The sequence below is a fragment of the Cryobacterium sp. TMT2-4 genome (assembly GCF_004402575.1).
Taxonomy (GTDB): domain Bacteria; phylum Actinomycetota; class Actinomycetes; order Actinomycetales; family Microbacteriaceae; genus Cryobacterium; species Cryobacterium sandaracinum.
In genome coordinates this window covers 1-14482 of the sequence record NZ_SOGE01000009.1, presented here as the reverse complement: position 1 = coordinate 14482, position 14482 = coordinate 1, and the positions used below count along the sequence as shown (strand labels likewise).

Genomic DNA, 14482 nt, shown 5'->3' with positions numbered 1-14482 from the left:
GGCCTCCGTTGCATCGTGTTGAGTGTGGTAACCCAATCGATACCGGAGGTCCTCACCTTTTTAGCTCACGCCACGCTCACAACCTGTGTGGGAACAACAGCTAGAGGGCGACGATGGCGTGCACAGGAGCGTCGCCGAGGCGCGTTCGGCCGACCAGTTCGGTCAGCTCCAGCACGACGCCGACGCCGGTCAGGCGGTAGCCGGCGCGCTCGATGAGCCGGGCGGTCGCGGCGATCGTGCCGCCGGTGGCCAGCACGTCGTCGACGACCAGCACGCGGGAACCCGGCGCGAGCTGGCCGATCTCGAGCTCGAGGCAGGCCGAGCCGTACTCGAGGTCGTACTCCTCGCTCAGCACCGATCCGGGGAGCTTGCCACCTTTGCGCACGACGAGCACGGCGACATCCGCCGCGTAGCCGATCGCCGCGGCCAGCAGGAAGCCGCGGGCCTCAATGCCGGCCACCGCGTCGAATTCACCCTGGAACCGGCCGGCGAGCTCGTCGATCAGCGCTCGAAAAGCGGCGGCGTCGGCGAACACCGGGTTGAGGTCGCGGAAGAGGATGCCCACTTGCGGAAAATCCTGGTACGAGGCGAGAAGGGCGTTGACATGGTCTGCAGCGGGGGTGGGCACCCCACGAGTTTAAGCGTGCGGCCGGCGGATGCCGTGCGGGCCTCCCGACGCCCCTCAATGGACGGTTCGGACAGGGCCTCGTGCTAGCCTCGCATTTGGCTAATCAGATTAGGTATTTTTCCGGTATCTTGACTGAATCACCCGAAGGGATGGCTAATGCGGCCGGTCGAAGTGCTCGAAGAACTCGTGGTCCTGCTGGACGAGTCCGGCCGCGAAATCGGCACGGCCCCGAAGCTCAGTGTGCACGACACAGACACCGCGCTCCACCTCGCTTTCTCCTGCCACGTGCTCAATCCGGCCGGCGAGGTTCTCGTCACCCGACGCGCCCTGTCGAAGAGGACCTGGCCGGGCGTCTGGACCAATTCCTTTTGCGGCCATCCGCTCCCGGGCGAGGAATTTCCCGCTGCCATCGAGCGGCGCGCGCTGTTCGAGCTCGGACTCTCGATTGCGCACCTGACGGTCACCCTGCCTGACTTCCGCTACCGCGCCGTCGACAGCAGCGGCGTCGTCGAGAACGAGATCTGCCCCGTCTACCTGGCCCGCGCCACCGGCGAACCCGTACCCAACCCGGACGAGGTCATGGAATTTGCCTGGGTGGAGCCGGCCGCCCTGCAGCGCTCGGTGCGGGACGCCCCGTGGGCGTTCAGCCCCTGGTTGGGGCTGCAGCTCCAGGAATTGACCAGTTTCGATGCATGAAATCCAGGCGCTCGGGGTAGGGACGGAGTTGCAGCGTTTTTTCGCCGCCGCCCGCCTGCGTGCCAGCGACTACGGCGAACACTATGTCGCGCTCTGGGACTCTCTTGAGCAGGCCAGCAGCGGCGGCAAGCGTGTGCGCCCCGCACTGGTGCTGGCTGCGTTCACCGGCCTCGGCGGCACCGACCTCACCCTGGCCACTCCGGTCGCGGTCAGCTTCGAACTGTTGCACACGGCCTTCGTGATCCACGACGACGTGATCGACCACGACCTCGCCCGCCGCGGCGTGGCCAACATCGCCGGGCAGTTCACCGAGCGCGCCCTCGCCCACGGAGCCGGCGACCAGGCCGGGGCGTGGGCCGCGACGGCCGCGATCCTGGCCGGCGACCTGGCGCTGAGCGAGGCCCACCGCGCCCTCGCGATGCTGCCGGTCGAGCTCGAACTGCGCGGCCGCCTGCTCGACCTGCTCGATCGAGCGGTGTTCGTCTCCGCTGCCGGGGAACTGGCGGACGTCACCAACGCCGCGTCGAAGCATCCGCTCACGGTGGCCCAGGTCATCTCCACCCTGGAGCAGAAGACGGCGGTCTACTCGTTCGAGGCTCCCCTGCAGGCCGGCGCCATCCTGGCCGGCGGCTCGGCCGAGGCGATCGACGTGCTCGGCGCCTACGGCCGCCTGATCGGCGTGGCCTTCCAGCTGACCGACGACGTTCTCGGGGTCTTCGGCAACCCGAAGAAGACCGGCAAAAGCGTGCTCACCGACCTGCGGGAAGGCAAGCAGACGACCCTGATCGCCCACGCGGGCACCACCCGCGGCTGGCCAGAGATCGCCCCCTTCATCGGCAAGGCCGACCTCACCGAGGCGGAAGCGGACACCGTGCGCGGCCTGCTTCGTGACTGCGGTGCCCTGCAGGCAACGGATGAGCTGGCCACCGACCACTGCACTCGCGCCGTGGCCGCGCTCGACACGGCCGCCGTACCGGCGCCCCTGCGCGCGCTGCTCACCACCCTGGCAGGCACCGCCGTGAATCGCAGCCGATGAAACGTGACAGCCCCGACGACCACACCGGCATCGCGAAGTACAACGCCGCGGCCCGGGCCAGCTCCGCCACGGTCATCGGCCACTATTCCACCTCGTTCGGCCTCGCGGCCCGTCTCCTCGAGCCGCGCGTGCGCAGCCAGGTGCGCACCATCTACGCCCTGGTCCGGGTCGCCGATGAGATCGTGGACGGCGCCGCAAGCCAGGCCGGCGTGAACGTGGACGGCCAGCGCGACCTGCTGGACGCGCTCGAACGGGAGACCAGCCAGGCGATGGGGTCGGGCTTCAGCACCAATCTGGTCGTGCACGCCTTCGCGGCGACCGCCCGGGAAGCCGGAATCGACACCAGCCTGACCACACCCTTCTTCGCCTCGATGCGCCGGGACCTCGACCCGTCGCCGTTCGACGCGGCCGGAGTGGCCGAGTACATCTACGGTTCGGCCGAGGTGATCGGGCTGATGTGTCTGCGCTGCTTCGTGCAGGACACGCGGTGCACGACCGATGAGCTCCAGGTTCTCGAGGCCGGTGCCCGGAGCCTCGGCGCGGCCTTCCAGAAGGTCAACTTCCTGCGCGACCTCGCCGCCGACCGGGACGCCCTCGGCCGCAACTACTTTCCCGGTGTGAACCTGCTGACCATGACCGAAACACAGAAGAACGAACTCCTCGACGACATGGACGCCGACCTCGACGCGGCGGCCCGCGTGTTGCCCATGCTCCCGGTGGGGAGCCGCCGCGCGGTCACCGCTGCACACCACCTCTTCGCCCGCTTGTCGGCGAAGCTGCGAGTCACCCCCGCGCGAGAACTGATGAGCGCCCGGGTACGGGTGCCGGATCCGGAGAAAATCATGATTGCACTCACCGCGTCGTTCGGACCGGGAGCGTGGAAGCGATGAGCGCACCGACCAGGCACACCGTTGTCATCGGCGGCGGCATCGCCGGACTGGCCAGCGCCGCGCTGCTGGCCCGGGACGGCCACCAGGTCACCCTGCTCGAGGCGCAGGCCACCCTCGGCGGCCGGGCCGGCTTCTGGGACGTCGACGGCTTCCGGTTCGAGACCGGGCCGTCCTGGTACCTGATGCCGCAGGTGTTCGACCACTTCTACCGGCTGTTCGGCACATCCTCCGCGGAACAGCTCGACCTGACCCGCCTCAACCCGGGCTACCGGGTCTTCTTCGAGGGCACGACGGAGCCGGTGGACATCGCGGCCGAGCGGGCCGACAACGTCCGTCTGTTCGAAAGCCTCGAACCCGGTGCGGGCGCGGCCCTCGACCGCTACCTCGTCTCGGCCAAAGAGACGTATGACATGGCAGTCAAACGGTTCCTGTATACAAGCTTCGCCTCCTTCACACCCCTGCTGGTTCCGGATGTCCTGAAGCGGCTCGGTCGGTTGGCCCGACTGCTGCTGCAGCCGCTGGACAAGTTCGTGGCCGGCTATGTGAAGGACCACCGTTTGCGCCAGATCCTCGGCTACCCGGCCGTGTTTCTCGGCTCCTCGCCCGACCAGACCCCGTCGATGTACCACCTGATGAGCCACCTCGACATGGCCGACGGCGTGCTCTACCCGCAGGGTGGGTTCACTCGGCTGATCGACAGCATCGCCGACATCGCGAAAGCTCAGGGCGTGACCGTGATCACCGAGGCGACTGTGACGGCGATCCACACCACCCCGGGCGCCGCAACCGCCGTCGCCGGGGTCAGCTATCGCACGGGCGACGGCACCAGTGTCACCCTCGACGCCGACACGGTCGTCTCGGCCGCCGACCTGCACCACACGGAGACCGAGCTGCTGCCGGCATCCGCGCAGACCTACCCCGAGCGCTGGTGGCAGAAACGCGTCTCCGGTCCGGGCGCCGTGCTCGTGATGCTCGGCATCAAGGGAGACCTGCCCGAGCTGAAACATCACAGCCTGTTCTTCACCAGGGACTGGGCCGAGAACTTCGGCCGTATCTTCGGCAAGAAGACCAGCGTGCCCTCGCCGGCCTCCTTCTACGCCTGTATGCCCAGTGCCACCGACCCGGGAGTCGCCCCTGAGGGCTACACGAACATGTTCCTGCTGGTGCCGATCCCCGCCGACCCGGGCCTCGGCCACGGCGGGATCAACGGCCAAGGCTCGGCCGCGATCGAGAAGATCGCGGATGACACCGTCAAACAGCTCAGCGACTGGGCCGGCATTCCCGACCTGGCGGAGCGGATCGTGGTGCGCCGCACGGTGGGACCCGGCGACTTCGCCGACGACCTCAACTCCTGGCGCGGTGGGGCCCTCGGCCCGGCGCACACCCTGCGGCAGAGCGCATTCCTGCGCGGCTCCAACGCCTCCGCGAAGGTCGACGGTCTGTTCTACGCCGGCGGAACCACCATCCCGGGCATCGGACTTCCAATGTGCTTGATCAGCGCTGAAATTCTCCTCAAGCGGATCAACTCGGACACGAGCACGGGACCGCTTCCGGAACCGCTGCCGGACTCCCTGCGGGCGCCGCTGCCGGAAGCCCAGTGACTTCGGCAGCACAGTGAATCCGGTAGTGCTGTGACGTTCGCGTATCTGCTGACCCTGCTTCTCAGCCTGGGGGCAATGGTGCTGCTCGACCGTCGCTTCCGGCTGTTCTTCTGGCGGAACCCGGTGCGAGCTGCCATCGTGCTCGGCGTCGGGTTGGTGTACTTCCTCGTCTGGGACCTCTTCGGAATCGGCCTGGGCATCTTCTACCGGGGCGAGACGACCCTGATGACCGGTCTGCAGCTGGCCCCGGAGCTGCCCGTGGAGGAGTTCTTCTTCCTCACCTTTCTCTGCTACCTCACCATGAACGCCGTGCAGGGGGCGCGCCTGCTGCTCGCCTCCCGGGCCGAACGGGCCGGCGTCGACGAGGGGAGCGACGGGTGACCTACCTGCTCCTGAACACCGTCTTCCTTCTGCTCGCCACGGCTGTGTTCCTCACGGCCGTGCGCCGCGGCCGGCTCTCCCGGCACAGCATCCGCGCCGCCGGGATCGCCATGGCCGCCGTGCTCGTGCTCACGGCCGTTTTCGACAGCATTATGATCGGGGTCGGACTGGTCGACTACGATCCCAGCCGCATCTTTGGATTGCGGATCGGCCTGGCCCCGATCGAAGACTTCGCCTATCCCGTTGCGGCAGCGCTCCTGCTGCCCGCGCTCTGGGCTCTGCTGGAAAGAAAACCGAATGACTGAGACTCGCACCCCACCGCTCTGGAAGACCCGGCAGGTGCTGCTCTCGTCACGGCCGCTGAGCTGGATCAACACGGCGTTCCCGTTTGCCGCCGCGTATGTGGTGACGACCGGCCGGGTGGACGCCTTGCTGCTGGTGGGCACCCTCTTCTTCCTCATTCCGTACAACCTGCTGATGTACGGAATCAACGACGTCTTCGACTACGAGTCCGACCTGCGCAACCCGCGCAAGGGCGGCGTCGAGGGAGCCATGCTGGACCCGGTCCTTCACCGCACGGTGCTCGTCTCCGGAATCGTGACGGCTGTGCCCATGCTGGTGGCGATGCTCGTCCTGGCCGGCGCGGAGCATCCGTGGTCATGGTTCATTCTGGCCGTGAGCCTGTTCGCGGTGGCCGCGTACTCCGTTCCGGGACTGCGGTTCAAGGAGCGCCCGATGGTGGACTCGATCACCTCGAGCACCCACTTCGTCAGCCCCGCCGTCTACGGTCTCGTGGTGGCCGGCGCCGTCGTGACGCCCGGCCTGGTTGCCCTGCTCGCCGCGTTCTTCCTTTGGGGCATGGCCAGCCACGCGTTCGGCGCCGTGCAGGACGTCGTGCCCGACCGGGAAGGCGGCATCGCCTCGATCGCGACCGCGCTCGGCGCCGCGCGGACCGTGCGCCTCGCGATCGCATTCTGGGCCCTGGCCGGACTGCTCATGCTTGTGACCGGCTGGCCCGGGCTGCTGGCCTCGGTGCTCGCGGTGCCCTACATTCTGGCGGCCTGGCCGTTCCGGTCGGTGTCGGACGAGCGGTCCGAGACCGCGAACGCCGGCTGGACGCGTTTTCTCTGGCTCAACTTCCTGACCGGATTCCTGGTGACCATGCTGCTGATCGCCTGGGGGAAGCTCGGGCCTTTCTAGGGTGCGGGCCGTTCGGGCCTGCGCGCCGTAGAGTCGAGGGATGGAGCCTCTGACCACCGCCCGTGTCGACAGCTGGACCTGGGCCGTGCGGATGTTCAAGACCCGTTCCCAGGCCACGGCCGCCTGCCGAGCCGGTCACGTCAAGGTGAACGGCGAGCGGGCCAAGTCCGCGCAGACCGTGCGGATCGGCGACGAGGTGCGGGTGCGCATCAGCGGTTTCGACCGCATCCTGGTCGTGTCGAAGATCATGGTCAAACGGGTCAGCGCGCCAGTCGCGGCGGAGTGCTTCGTCGACCAGACTCCCCCGCCGCCCCCGCGCGAGGAGGTGGCGCTCCTCCCGATGCGGGACCGCGGCGCCGGCCGTCCCACCAAGCGCGAACGCCGCGAGATCGACAAGCTTCGGGCGCCCGAGGTGCTGCCGCCTGGCCCCGACGACGAGTAGCGGCGTCCCGGCTCAGTCGTGGGTCAGGCCCGGCCGAGCTCGCGTGTCGCCGGATGTGCCAGATCACCGCCCGTGCAGCCGGGCGGTGCGGTTCGGACATTCACCCCTCGTTCTGGCTCTCCGCCGAAACGACGGTGGAATCGCAGCCAGACGGGCGCGACCAGGGTGGCGGCCTACCTGCCGTTCATGCCGCGCACGGCCGGGCCCGGCGGGGTGGAGGCCGAGCAGAGGTAGAGCCAAGGAACCGGCGTCTTCCAAGATGCCGTCGACGATGCTCAGCTTCTCCGTGCGCTGGGCGCCGGCGGGCCGGCTTTCCCGCTCGGTGACGTGCACGCTCAGCCCGGTCCGGGCCAGGACGAGCGCCGCCTCCGGCCCGTGGGCCCGGCTCCAACCACGTCGACGTCAGGCACGGGACCTCCAGGCCAGGGTGATGGGGGCCACGAGCAGGCCGACCTCCGAGCGCACCCACCACTCTCGGGTCTCTCGGCGTTCGTCCGGAGTGGAGTAGCGGTAGCGGTAGACCCGGGCGCGCACGTAGCGGGGCGGGGCCTGCGGGAACGGGTTGACCCGCACCATCCGCAGCGTGGGTCGGTCGCCCTCGAGGAGGCGGGCCAGGAACATCTCGAACCAGCGGGTGCCCGGGTCGCCGAGCGCCAGGAACCACATCAGCCAGTCCAGGCGCAGGTGGTACGGCGCGAACTGGCGGGGCCGGTGCTCGGGGTCGCCGGGCTTGCCGCGGAATTCGTAGGCGCGCCAGCCCGTCTCGTCGGTCGGGTCGGCGGCGTCGCTGCCCTCGACGACCACCTCGTGGCGCTGCCGGGTGACCGTGCCGAACGCACCGTAGGCGTTCACCAGGTGGTACCGGTTGAAGCTCGCATTCATCAGTTGCCGGCGGGCGACCAGGTTGCGAAGCGGCCAGTAGCTGAGCACCAGGAGCAGGGAGGTGACCAGGCTGACCACGATCACGAACCAGAGCGGGCCATCCGGTGCGGCCTCCCCGGCCGGCAGCCACGGCAGCACCGCGCGCAGCGTGGCGTCGTCGACGGCAGAGAAGGCCAGCACGATGGTGATCCAGTTCAGCCAGGCGAAGTTGCCGGTGAGCACCAGCCAGAACTGGCTGAGGATCACGATCAGGGCCGCGACGGATGCGACGGGCTGGGGCGCAAAGAGGAAGAACGGCACGACCAGCTGCGCGAAGTGGTTGCCAATCACCTCCCCGCGGTGGAACCACGGGGGCAGATGGTGTGCGAACCAACTGAGCGGGTTCGGCATCGGCTGCGTTTCATGGTGGTAGTAGAGGGCGGTCAGGTCTCGCCACTCCCGGCCGCCGCGGATCTTAATCAGGCCGGCGCCGAATTCCAGCCGGAAGAGCAGCCAGCGGCAGAACAGGATCACGAAGAGCGGAGGGGCCACTTGCTCGGAGCCGAGGAAGGCCACCACGAAACCGGCCTCCAGCAGCAGACTCTCCCAGCCGAACGAGTAGAAGGATTGGCCGACGTTGACGATCGACAGGTAGCCCACGAAGAGCAGGAGGAAAGCGACCATCGGCAGCCAGGGCGGCCCGAGCTGCGGCAGGCCGGCCACGAGCGTGGCCGCCACGGCGGCGCCGGACCAGGCGAGGGAACGCAGCATCCGGTCGGAGTAATGCCAGTGGAAAATACTCGGCGACGCGCTGAACCTCACGCGGGCCACAAAACGGGCCACCGGGAGCAGGCCATGGTCGCCGAGCAGCGCGGGGAATTGGTTGACGGCCGAAACGAAGGCGATCAGGTAGCAGGCAGCCACCCCGCGCTGCAGCACCTGCCGCGCGATCTCGTATTCTCCGGCCCCGAACCAGTCCATTTGCGCACAATCTAGGCCTTCCCCGGCCTGGGTTCAATCGGACCGGCTGTAATCGGAGCCGCCCCCTTGACGGGGGAAACTAAACCGGTATAGCCTTTCTAAACCGGTTCAGGTTGGGTCGGCTGTCAATGAGGAGGCCCAGAAACGTGCCTGCGAACATTCCTGCCACCACCACCGTGAAGCCCACCGCTCAGTCCACCACTCAGTCCACCACGAAGTCCGCCGCGAAGTCGGTCGCGAACCCCCCAAAGGTCACCATCGAGGTGGTCGCCAAGCGGGCCGGCGTCAGCAAGGGCCTCGTCTCCTTCGCCCTCAACAACCGGCCCGGAGTCGCCCCCGAGACCCGGGTGCGCATCCTTCAGGTCGCCAAGGAGCTGGGCTGGAAGCCGTCCCTCCGCGCCCGGTCGCTCTCCACGCAGCGGTCCTACGCGCTCGGCCTCGTGATCGCCCGCAACCCGGACGTGCTTGCCTCCGACCCGTTCTTTCCCTCCTTCATCGCGGGCGTCGAGAGCATCCTTGCCCCGGAAGGTCGCGCCCTCGTGCTCAGCGTCGTTCCCGACGAGGAGACCGAGTTGAAGACCTACCGCTCACTCGTGGCCGACGGGCGCGTCGACGGGGTCTTCCTCAGCGACCTCCGCCACGGCGACCCGCGCATCCCGCTCCTCGCCGAGCTGGGTCTGCCGGCGGTCACGCTCGGACGTCCCGACGGGCCCAGCCCCTTCCCCGCGGTGACCGTGGACGACACACCGGGTGTGATGGCATCCGTCGCTCACCTCGCCACCCTCGGCCACCGCCGCATCGCGCACGTCGCAGGCAGCTCGACGCTGCTGCACGGCAGCCGCCGGCGCGCGGCCTTCGCCGCCGCCCTGCGCGAGGCGGGCCTGCCGGAGGGGCAGACCGTCGAGACCGATTTCTCCGTGGGCGCCGGGTCAGATGCCACTCGGCGCCTCCTGACCCAGGACACGCCCCCGACTGCGATCGTCTACGCCAACGACCCGATGGCCATCGCCGGTCTCGGCATGGCGCACGAGCTGGGCGTGCGGGTCCCCGACGACCTCTCGATCACGGGCTACGACGACATCGACTTCTGCCGTTACGTGTACCCGCCCCTGACCACCGTCAGCGCAGCACCGATGGCGTGGGGGCGCGCGGCGGCGAGCACGCTTTTGGCCCTGATGGAGAACGGCTCGGCGGACGACGTGGACCTCCCGGCGGCCCGGCTCGTGGTGCGCGGGTCGACCGCCCCGCCCCACGGCTGACCCACAGCGCTGACACATGTTTACCGCAGCAAGGCTGCTGCGGGTTTCGAGAAATGGAGCACCACATGCACAGCAATGGAATGGCCAAGCGGATTCTCACCGTTACGGCGGCATCCGCCACAGTGGCCCTGGCACTGAGCGCTTGCGCGTCCGGGGGGACGACGGGTGACGCAGCCACCAACCGCGGGCCGATCACGATCTGGTACTCGAACAACGAAACCGAGATCGCCTGGGGCAAGCAGATGGTGGAGGCCTGGAACGCCGAGAACCCGGATGAAAAGGTGAAGGCGCAGGAAATCCCGGCCGGTAAGAGCAGCGAGGAGGTCATCGGTGCCGCCATCACGGCCGGCAACGCCCCCTGCCTCGTATTCAATACGGCCCCGGTCGCGGTGCCGCAGTTCGAGAAGCAGGGTGGTCTCGTCGACCTCTCCAGCTTTGAGGACGGCGCCGCCTACATCGAGGCACGCAGCGGCGACACGGCCGAGCAGTACCAGGGCGCCGACGCGAAGTACTTCCAGATGCCGTGGAAGTCCAACCCCGTCATGATCTTCTACAACAAGGACATGTTCACCGCCGCCGGACTCGACGCCGAGAACCCCCAGTTGGCCACCTACGACGAATTCCTCGCCACCTCGCGCACCCTCGTCGAGAGCGGCGCCGCGCCGAACGCCATCTACCCGGCCCCGACCAGTCAGTTCTTCCAGAGCTGGTTCGACTTCTACCCGCTCTACGCCGCCGAAACCGGTGGCACGCAGTTGATCGAAGACGGTGAGGCCACCTTCAACGACGAGGACGGCGCGAAGGTCGCGGAGTTCTGGAAGACCCTGTACGCCGAGGGTCTTGCCGGCAAAGAGCAGTACCAGGGCGACTCGTTCGCCGATGGCCAGGCCGCGATGTCCATCGTCGGCCCGTGGGCCGTGTCGGTGTACAAGGACGCCGTGAACTGGGGTGCGGTTCCCGTTCCCACCAGCGAGGGCACTCCGGCCGAGGAAACCTACACGTTCAGTGACGCGAAGAACGTCGGAATGTTCACGGCCTGCGAGAACCAGGCCACCGCCTGGGATGTGCTGAAATTCGCCACCAGCGAGGACCAGGACGGACAGCTTCTCGAGCTGACCGGCCAGATGCCGCTCCGCGAGGACCTCCCAACGGTGTACCCGGAGTACTTCGCGGCCAACCCGGCCTACGAGCAGTTCGGCGACCAGGCATCCCGCATGGTCGAGGTTCCCAACGTCTCCAGCTCGGTCGCCGCCTGGCAGGCCTTCCGCGACGCGTACACGAAGTCGGTCATCACCGGCGAGGGTGAGATCCCCGCCGCCCTCGACTCCGCCGCCGAGAAGATCAAAACCCTGATCTCCAAGCCGTAACGGATGTCCCAGTCAACCGCGAGTCGGACCGTCGCCGGGAGGAGCACAACTCCTCCCGGCGGGGGCCCCCGCCGCCGCAAACACCCCCTTCTGGGCAAGAACCCATTCGGGCTCCTGCTCAGCGCCCCCTACCTCATCTTCGTTCTGGCCGTCTTCGCCTACCCGCTGGTCTTCGCCTTCTGGATGTCGTTCCACGACTACTTCTTCGCTGCACCCGGCGCCGCTGTGGACCGGCCATTCGTCGGCCTGGACAATTTTCGGGAAGTGCTAGCCGACCCGGCCATCATCCGTTCCTTCGGCAACGTGGGAGTCTTCCTGCTGATCAACGTGCCGTTGACGGTCATCCTCTCGCTCATGCTCGCCACCGCCTTGAACAAGGCCGTGCGGTTCCGCACCTTCCTGCGCGTTGCCTATTACGTGCCCTACGTGACCGCGAGCGTCGCCGTCGTCGGCGTCTGGATCTTCCTGTTCAGCGGCAACGGCCTCGTGAACCAGATTCTCGGGCCGCTCGCGCCCGATCCGGCGTGGCTGATCAACGAGGACTGGGCCATGCCCACCATCGCGATCTTCGTGACCTGGAAGGGCCTCGGATTCTTCATTCTGCTCTACCTGGCCGCCCTGCAGAACGTGTCGGAGGAACTGTACGAGGCCGCTTCAACGGATGGCGCGGGCAGGATCCGAAGTTTCTTCTCGGTCACCGTGCCGGGCGTACGCCCGGCGACTGTGCTCGTGCTGCTGCTCTCGACGGTCACCGGCGCCAACCTCTTCACGGAGCCGTACCTGCTCACCGGCGGCGGCGGCCCGAACGGGGCATCCTCGTCACCCGTGCTGATGATGTACCAGCGCGGGATCGAACAGGGGTCGCCCGACACGGCGGCCGCGATCGGCGTCATCCTCGTGATCGGAGTTCTCATCCTCGCGTTCATCCAGCGCAAGCTTGCAGGCGGTGACGAATCATGAGCCGCGGGCAGAACATCCTGCGGGGTGTGGTGCTCACGGTCGGGGCGCTTGTGTTCCTGTTCCCCTTCTACTACATGGTCATCGGCTCGCTCCAGAAGGAACCGGACCCGACTGTCGCCGGCGCGTTCCCGAACCCCGCCAACCTGACGCTCGACAACTACGGTGACATCAACAGCCGGATCAACCTGCTGCAGGGGCTGCTCAACTCGGGGATCTTCACGGGTGGCGTCATTCTCTTCACCGTGGTTTTCGGTGTTCTAGTGGGCTATGCCCTCGCCCAGCTGCAGTGGCGCGGACGCGGTGTCACCTTCGCTCTCGCACTGCTCGTGCAGGTCGTGCCGTTCCAGCTGCTGATGATCCCGCTCTACGTGATGATCGCCCGGGACTACGGACTGGCCGACAACTATCTGGGCATGATCCTGCCGTTCGCCATCAACTCGACTGCCGTGATCATCTTCCGGCAGTACTTCCTGCAGATTCCGAAGGATCTGTTCGATGCCGCCCGCATCGACGGCGCCGGCGAACTGCGGATCCTGCGGCGGATCGCCCTGCCTCTGGTGCGGCCGGCCCTGCTGACCGTCGTGCTGCTGACCTTCATCGGACCGTGGAACGAATTCCTCTGGCCGTTCCTGATCACCAAGGAAGCGTCCCTCCAGCCTCTCGCCGTGTCACTCGCCAACTACCTGAGCAATATCGCCGCCACAGCGGCGAACCCGTTCGGGGCGGTTCTCGCCGGGGCCTGCGTCCTGGCCGCCCCTGCTGTGATCCTGTTCCTCCTCTTCCAACGGCACTTCGTGTCGAACAATATCGGCTCCGGCGTGAAAGGTTAGAAATGCCCAACCCCACTGAATTCCCCTACACCCTGACCCGAATGGGCGTCATTATGACGCCCGAAGCGGGCAACGACCTCGAGGCCGAGGGGGTGCTGAACCCCGGCACGGGGCACTCTGCCGACGGAACTCTGTATCTGCTCCCCCGACTGGTCGCCACCGGAAACGTCTCCCGCGTCGGACTCGCAAAGGTCATCATCACCGACGGCGTACCCACGGGCGTCGAACGCGAGGGTGTCGTTCTTGCACCGGACCGCGGCTGGGAGCGCGGCGCGAACAACGCCGGAGTGGAAGATCCCAGGATCACCTTCGTTCCCCGGCTCGGCCTACACGTGATGACCTACGTCGCCTACGGCCCCCTCGGCCCGCGCACGGCCGTGGCCGTGTCCTCGGACCTGCGCGAGTGGCGCCGGCTCGGTCCGGCGCTGTTCGCCTTCGACGACACGCTGGACATGGACCTGAACCTGTTCCACAACAAAGACACCGTGTTCTTCCCGGAGCCGGTCGCCGGCCCGAATGGAGTCGAGTGCTTCGCCGTGCTGCACCGCCCGATGTGGGATCTGGGCGAGGTCAAGCCGGGTGAGGGCATCCGTGTTCCCGCCGGCGTCACCGACACCCGGCAGAGCATCTGGATCAGCTATCTGCCGGTCGCGGATGTGCTCGCCGACATCACGAAGCTCACCTTCTGGAGCGGCCACCGTTTCCTGGCCGGGCCGGAGTTCGCGTTCGAAGAGCTGAAGATCGGCGGCGGCCCTGCCCCGTTGCGGGTGCCGGAGGGCTGGCTGCTGATGCACCACGGCGTCACCGGAACCATCGACGGCGCGTTCTCGCAGCAGCAGAAGGTGAACTACTCGGCCGGAGCGATGATTCTCGACGCGGACGACCCGACCATCGTGCTGAAGCGCACGTCGGAGCCGCTGCTCAAGGCGGAGACGCCCGATGAGATCAGCGGCATCGTGCCGAACGTGGTGTTTCCGACCGCGATCGAGGAGATCGCGGGGCAGCTGTTCGTGTTCTACGGCATGGCCGACTCGAAGATCGGCGTGGCGCGCCTGGATCGCGTGGGCTCGTAGGGGCTCAGGTGCTGGCGCTGGCGTGCGTGAGCGCTTGAGCGCTTGTCTGTTGATGGCGGTCTCGGCGGGGCTCATCCCCGGGAGGCCGCCTTCGGCTTTCGTGGCGCAGGGTGTGGAAGCAGGCTCACCGCTGACGCTGCAAACGATCATCGGTGGCGCCGCGCGGCCAAACAGCCGGGCTGCTGAACAAAGATACGAAACTTTTATCCACAAAAGATGAGTGACACTCGACTACGTGTGCTCCTTAAGTTATCCTCATAACATGACGAACCTCGCG

General features: G+C 67.5%; 15 protein-coding genes. 13 read left to right on the top strand and 2 right to left on the bottom strand.

Annotated elements, in window-relative coordinates; genetic code table 11:
• Positions 1–100: 100 nt before the first annotated feature.
• Positions 101–628: an adenine phosphoribosyltransferase gene (locus tag E3O54_RS02575; RefSeq protein WP_104099329.1), complete on the bottom strand. Its 528-nt coding sequence runs from the start codon at positions 626–628 to the stop codon at positions 101–103.
• A 156-nt stretch (positions 629–784) separates the two neighbouring features.
• On the opposite strand from E3O54_RS02575, the gene idi reads away from it, so the two are divergent.
• Genes idi through E3O54_RS02535 form a run of 8 tightly spaced genes read left to right on the top strand, consistent with a single transcriptional unit; the run spans position 785 to position 6874 of the window.
• Positions 785–1324 carry an isopentenyl-diphosphate Delta-isomerase gene (gene idi / locus E3O54_RS02570; RefSeq protein WP_134400876.1) on the top strand — a complete coding sequence of 180 codons (540 nt, stop codon included), beginning with the start codon at positions 785–787 and terminating at the stop codon, positions 1322–1324.
• Positions 1317–2360: a polyprenyl synthetase family protein gene (locus E3O54_RS02565; protein ID WP_134400875.1), complete on the top strand. Its 1044-nt coding sequence runs from the start codon at positions 1317–1319 to the stop codon at positions 2358–2360. Before idi ends, E3O54_RS02565 begins: the two co-directional genes overlap by 8 nt.
• On the top strand, positions 2357–3250 hold the full coding sequence (locus E3O54_RS02560) for a squalene/phytoene synthase family protein (RefSeq protein ID WP_104099326.1): 894 nt from the start codon (positions 2357–2359) through the stop codon (positions 3248–3250). The genes E3O54_RS02565 and E3O54_RS02560 overlap by 4 nt, the downstream gene beginning before the upstream one ends.
• Complete coding sequence (gene crtI / locus E3O54_RS02555) at positions 3247–4851, top strand: phytoene desaturase family protein (RefSeq protein ID WP_134400874.1); 1605 nt, start codon at positions 3247–3249, stop codon at positions 4849–4851. Before E3O54_RS02560 ends, crtI begins: the two co-directional genes overlap by 4 nt.
• A gap of 30 nt (positions 4852–4881) precedes the next feature.
• Positions 4882–5232, top strand: a complete 351-nt coding sequence (locus E3O54_RS02550) for a lycopene cyclase domain-containing protein (RefSeq protein WP_134400873.1) — start codon at positions 4882–4884, stop codon at positions 5230–5232.
• On the top strand, positions 5229–5537 hold the full coding sequence (locus E3O54_RS02545; protein ID WP_104099323.1) for a lycopene cyclase domain-containing protein: 309 nt from the start codon (positions 5229–5231) through the stop codon (positions 5535–5537). The genes E3O54_RS02550 and E3O54_RS02545 overlap by 4 nt, the downstream gene beginning before the upstream one ends.
• Entirely contained in the window at positions 5530–6432 is a 903-nt protein-coding gene (locus E3O54_RS02540; RefSeq protein WP_134400872.1) for a prenyltransferase, read from the top strand. The genes E3O54_RS02545 and E3O54_RS02540 overlap by 8 nt, the downstream gene beginning before the upstream one ends.
• Positions 6433–6472: 40 nt before the next feature.
• On the top strand, positions 6473–6874 hold the full coding sequence (locus E3O54_RS02535; protein WP_104099321.1) for an RNA-binding S4 domain-containing protein: 402 nt from the start codon (positions 6473–6475) through the stop codon (positions 6872–6874).
• A 402-nt stretch (positions 6875–7276) separates the two neighbouring features.
• Here E3O54_RS02535 and E3O54_RS02530 read toward each other — a convergent pair whose 3' ends face one another.
• Entirely contained in the window at positions 7277–8716 is a 1440-nt protein-coding gene (locus E3O54_RS02530) for a lipase maturation factor family protein (RefSeq protein ID WP_134400871.1), read from the bottom strand.
• A 146-nt stretch (positions 8717–8862) separates the two neighbouring features.
• Between E3O54_RS02530 and E3O54_RS02525 the strand changes: the two genes are divergently transcribed.
• From E3O54_RS02525 to E3O54_RS02505, 5 genes are all read left to right on the top strand, one after another.
• On the top strand, positions 8863–9975 hold the full coding sequence (locus E3O54_RS02525; protein WP_241976723.1) for a LacI family DNA-binding transcriptional regulator: 1113 nt from the start codon (positions 8863–8865) through the stop codon (positions 9973–9975).
• Positions 9976–10055: 80 nt separating this feature from the next.
• Positions 10056–11342 carry an extracellular solute-binding protein gene (locus tag E3O54_RS02520; RefSeq protein ID WP_104099318.1) on the top strand — a complete coding sequence of 429 codons (1287 nt, stop codon included), beginning with the start codon at positions 10056–10058 and terminating at the stop codon, positions 11340–11342.
• A 3-nt stretch (positions 11343–11345) separates the two neighbouring features.
• Complete coding sequence (locus tag E3O54_RS02515; protein WP_104099317.1) at positions 11346–12302, top strand: carbohydrate ABC transporter permease; 957 nt, start codon at positions 11346–11348, stop codon at positions 12300–12302.
• On the top strand, positions 12299–13132 hold the full coding sequence (locus E3O54_RS02510; RefSeq protein WP_104099316.1) for a carbohydrate ABC transporter permease: 834 nt from the start codon (positions 12299–12301) through the stop codon (positions 13130–13132). The genes E3O54_RS02515 and E3O54_RS02510 overlap by 4 nt, the downstream gene beginning before the upstream one ends.
• Positions 13133–13134: 2 nt before the next feature.
• A complete protein-coding gene (locus tag E3O54_RS02505; protein WP_134400869.1) occupies positions 13135–14205 on the top strand; it encodes a glycosidase in 1071 nt (356 codons plus the stop codon).
• The last annotated feature ends 277 nt before the right edge of the window (positions 14206–14482 follow it).

Bases quoted from the DNA above. Each gene is read 5' to 3' on its own strand.
- idi (WP_134400876.1), top strand. From the start codon at position 785: ATGCGGCCGGTCGAAGTGCTCGAAGAACTCGTGGTCCTGCTGGACGAG.
- E3O54_RS02565 (WP_134400875.1), top strand. From the start codon at position 1,317: ATGCATGAAATCCAGGCGCTCGGGGTAGGGACGGAGTTGCAGCGTTTT.
- E3O54_RS02560 (WP_104099326.1), top strand. From the start codon at position 2,357: ATGAAACGTGACAGCCCCGACGACCACACCGGCATCGCGAAGTACAAC.
- crtI (WP_134400874.1), top strand. From the start codon at position 3,247: ATGAGCGCACCGACCAGGCACACCGTTGTCATCGGCGGCGGCATCGCC.
- E3O54_RS02540 (WP_134400872.1), top strand. From the start codon at position 5,530: ATGACTGAGACTCGCACCCCACCGCTCTGGAAGACCCGGCAGGTGCTG.
- E3O54_RS02535 (WP_104099321.1), top strand. From the start codon at position 6,473: ATGGAGCCTCTGACCACCGCCCGTGTCGACAGCTGGACCTGGGCCGTG.
- E3O54_RS02530 (WP_134400871.1), bottom strand. From the start codon at position 8,716: ATGGACTGGTTCGGGGCCGGAGAATACGAGATCGCGCGGCAGGTGCTG.
- E3O54_RS02520 (WP_104099318.1), top strand. From the start codon at position 10,056: ATGGCCAAGCGGATTCTCACCGTTACGGCGGCATCCGCCACAGTGGCC.
- E3O54_RS02515 (WP_104099317.1), top strand. From the start codon at position 11,346: ATGTCCCAGTCAACCGCGAGTCGGACCGTCGCCGGGAGGAGCACAACT.
- E3O54_RS02510 (WP_104099316.1), top strand. From the start codon at position 12,299: ATGAGCCGCGGGCAGAACATCCTGCGGGGTGTGGTGCTCACGGTCGGG.
- E3O54_RS02505 (WP_134400869.1), top strand. From the start codon at position 13,135: ATGCCCAACCCCACTGAATTCCCCTACACCCTGACCCGAATGGGCGTC.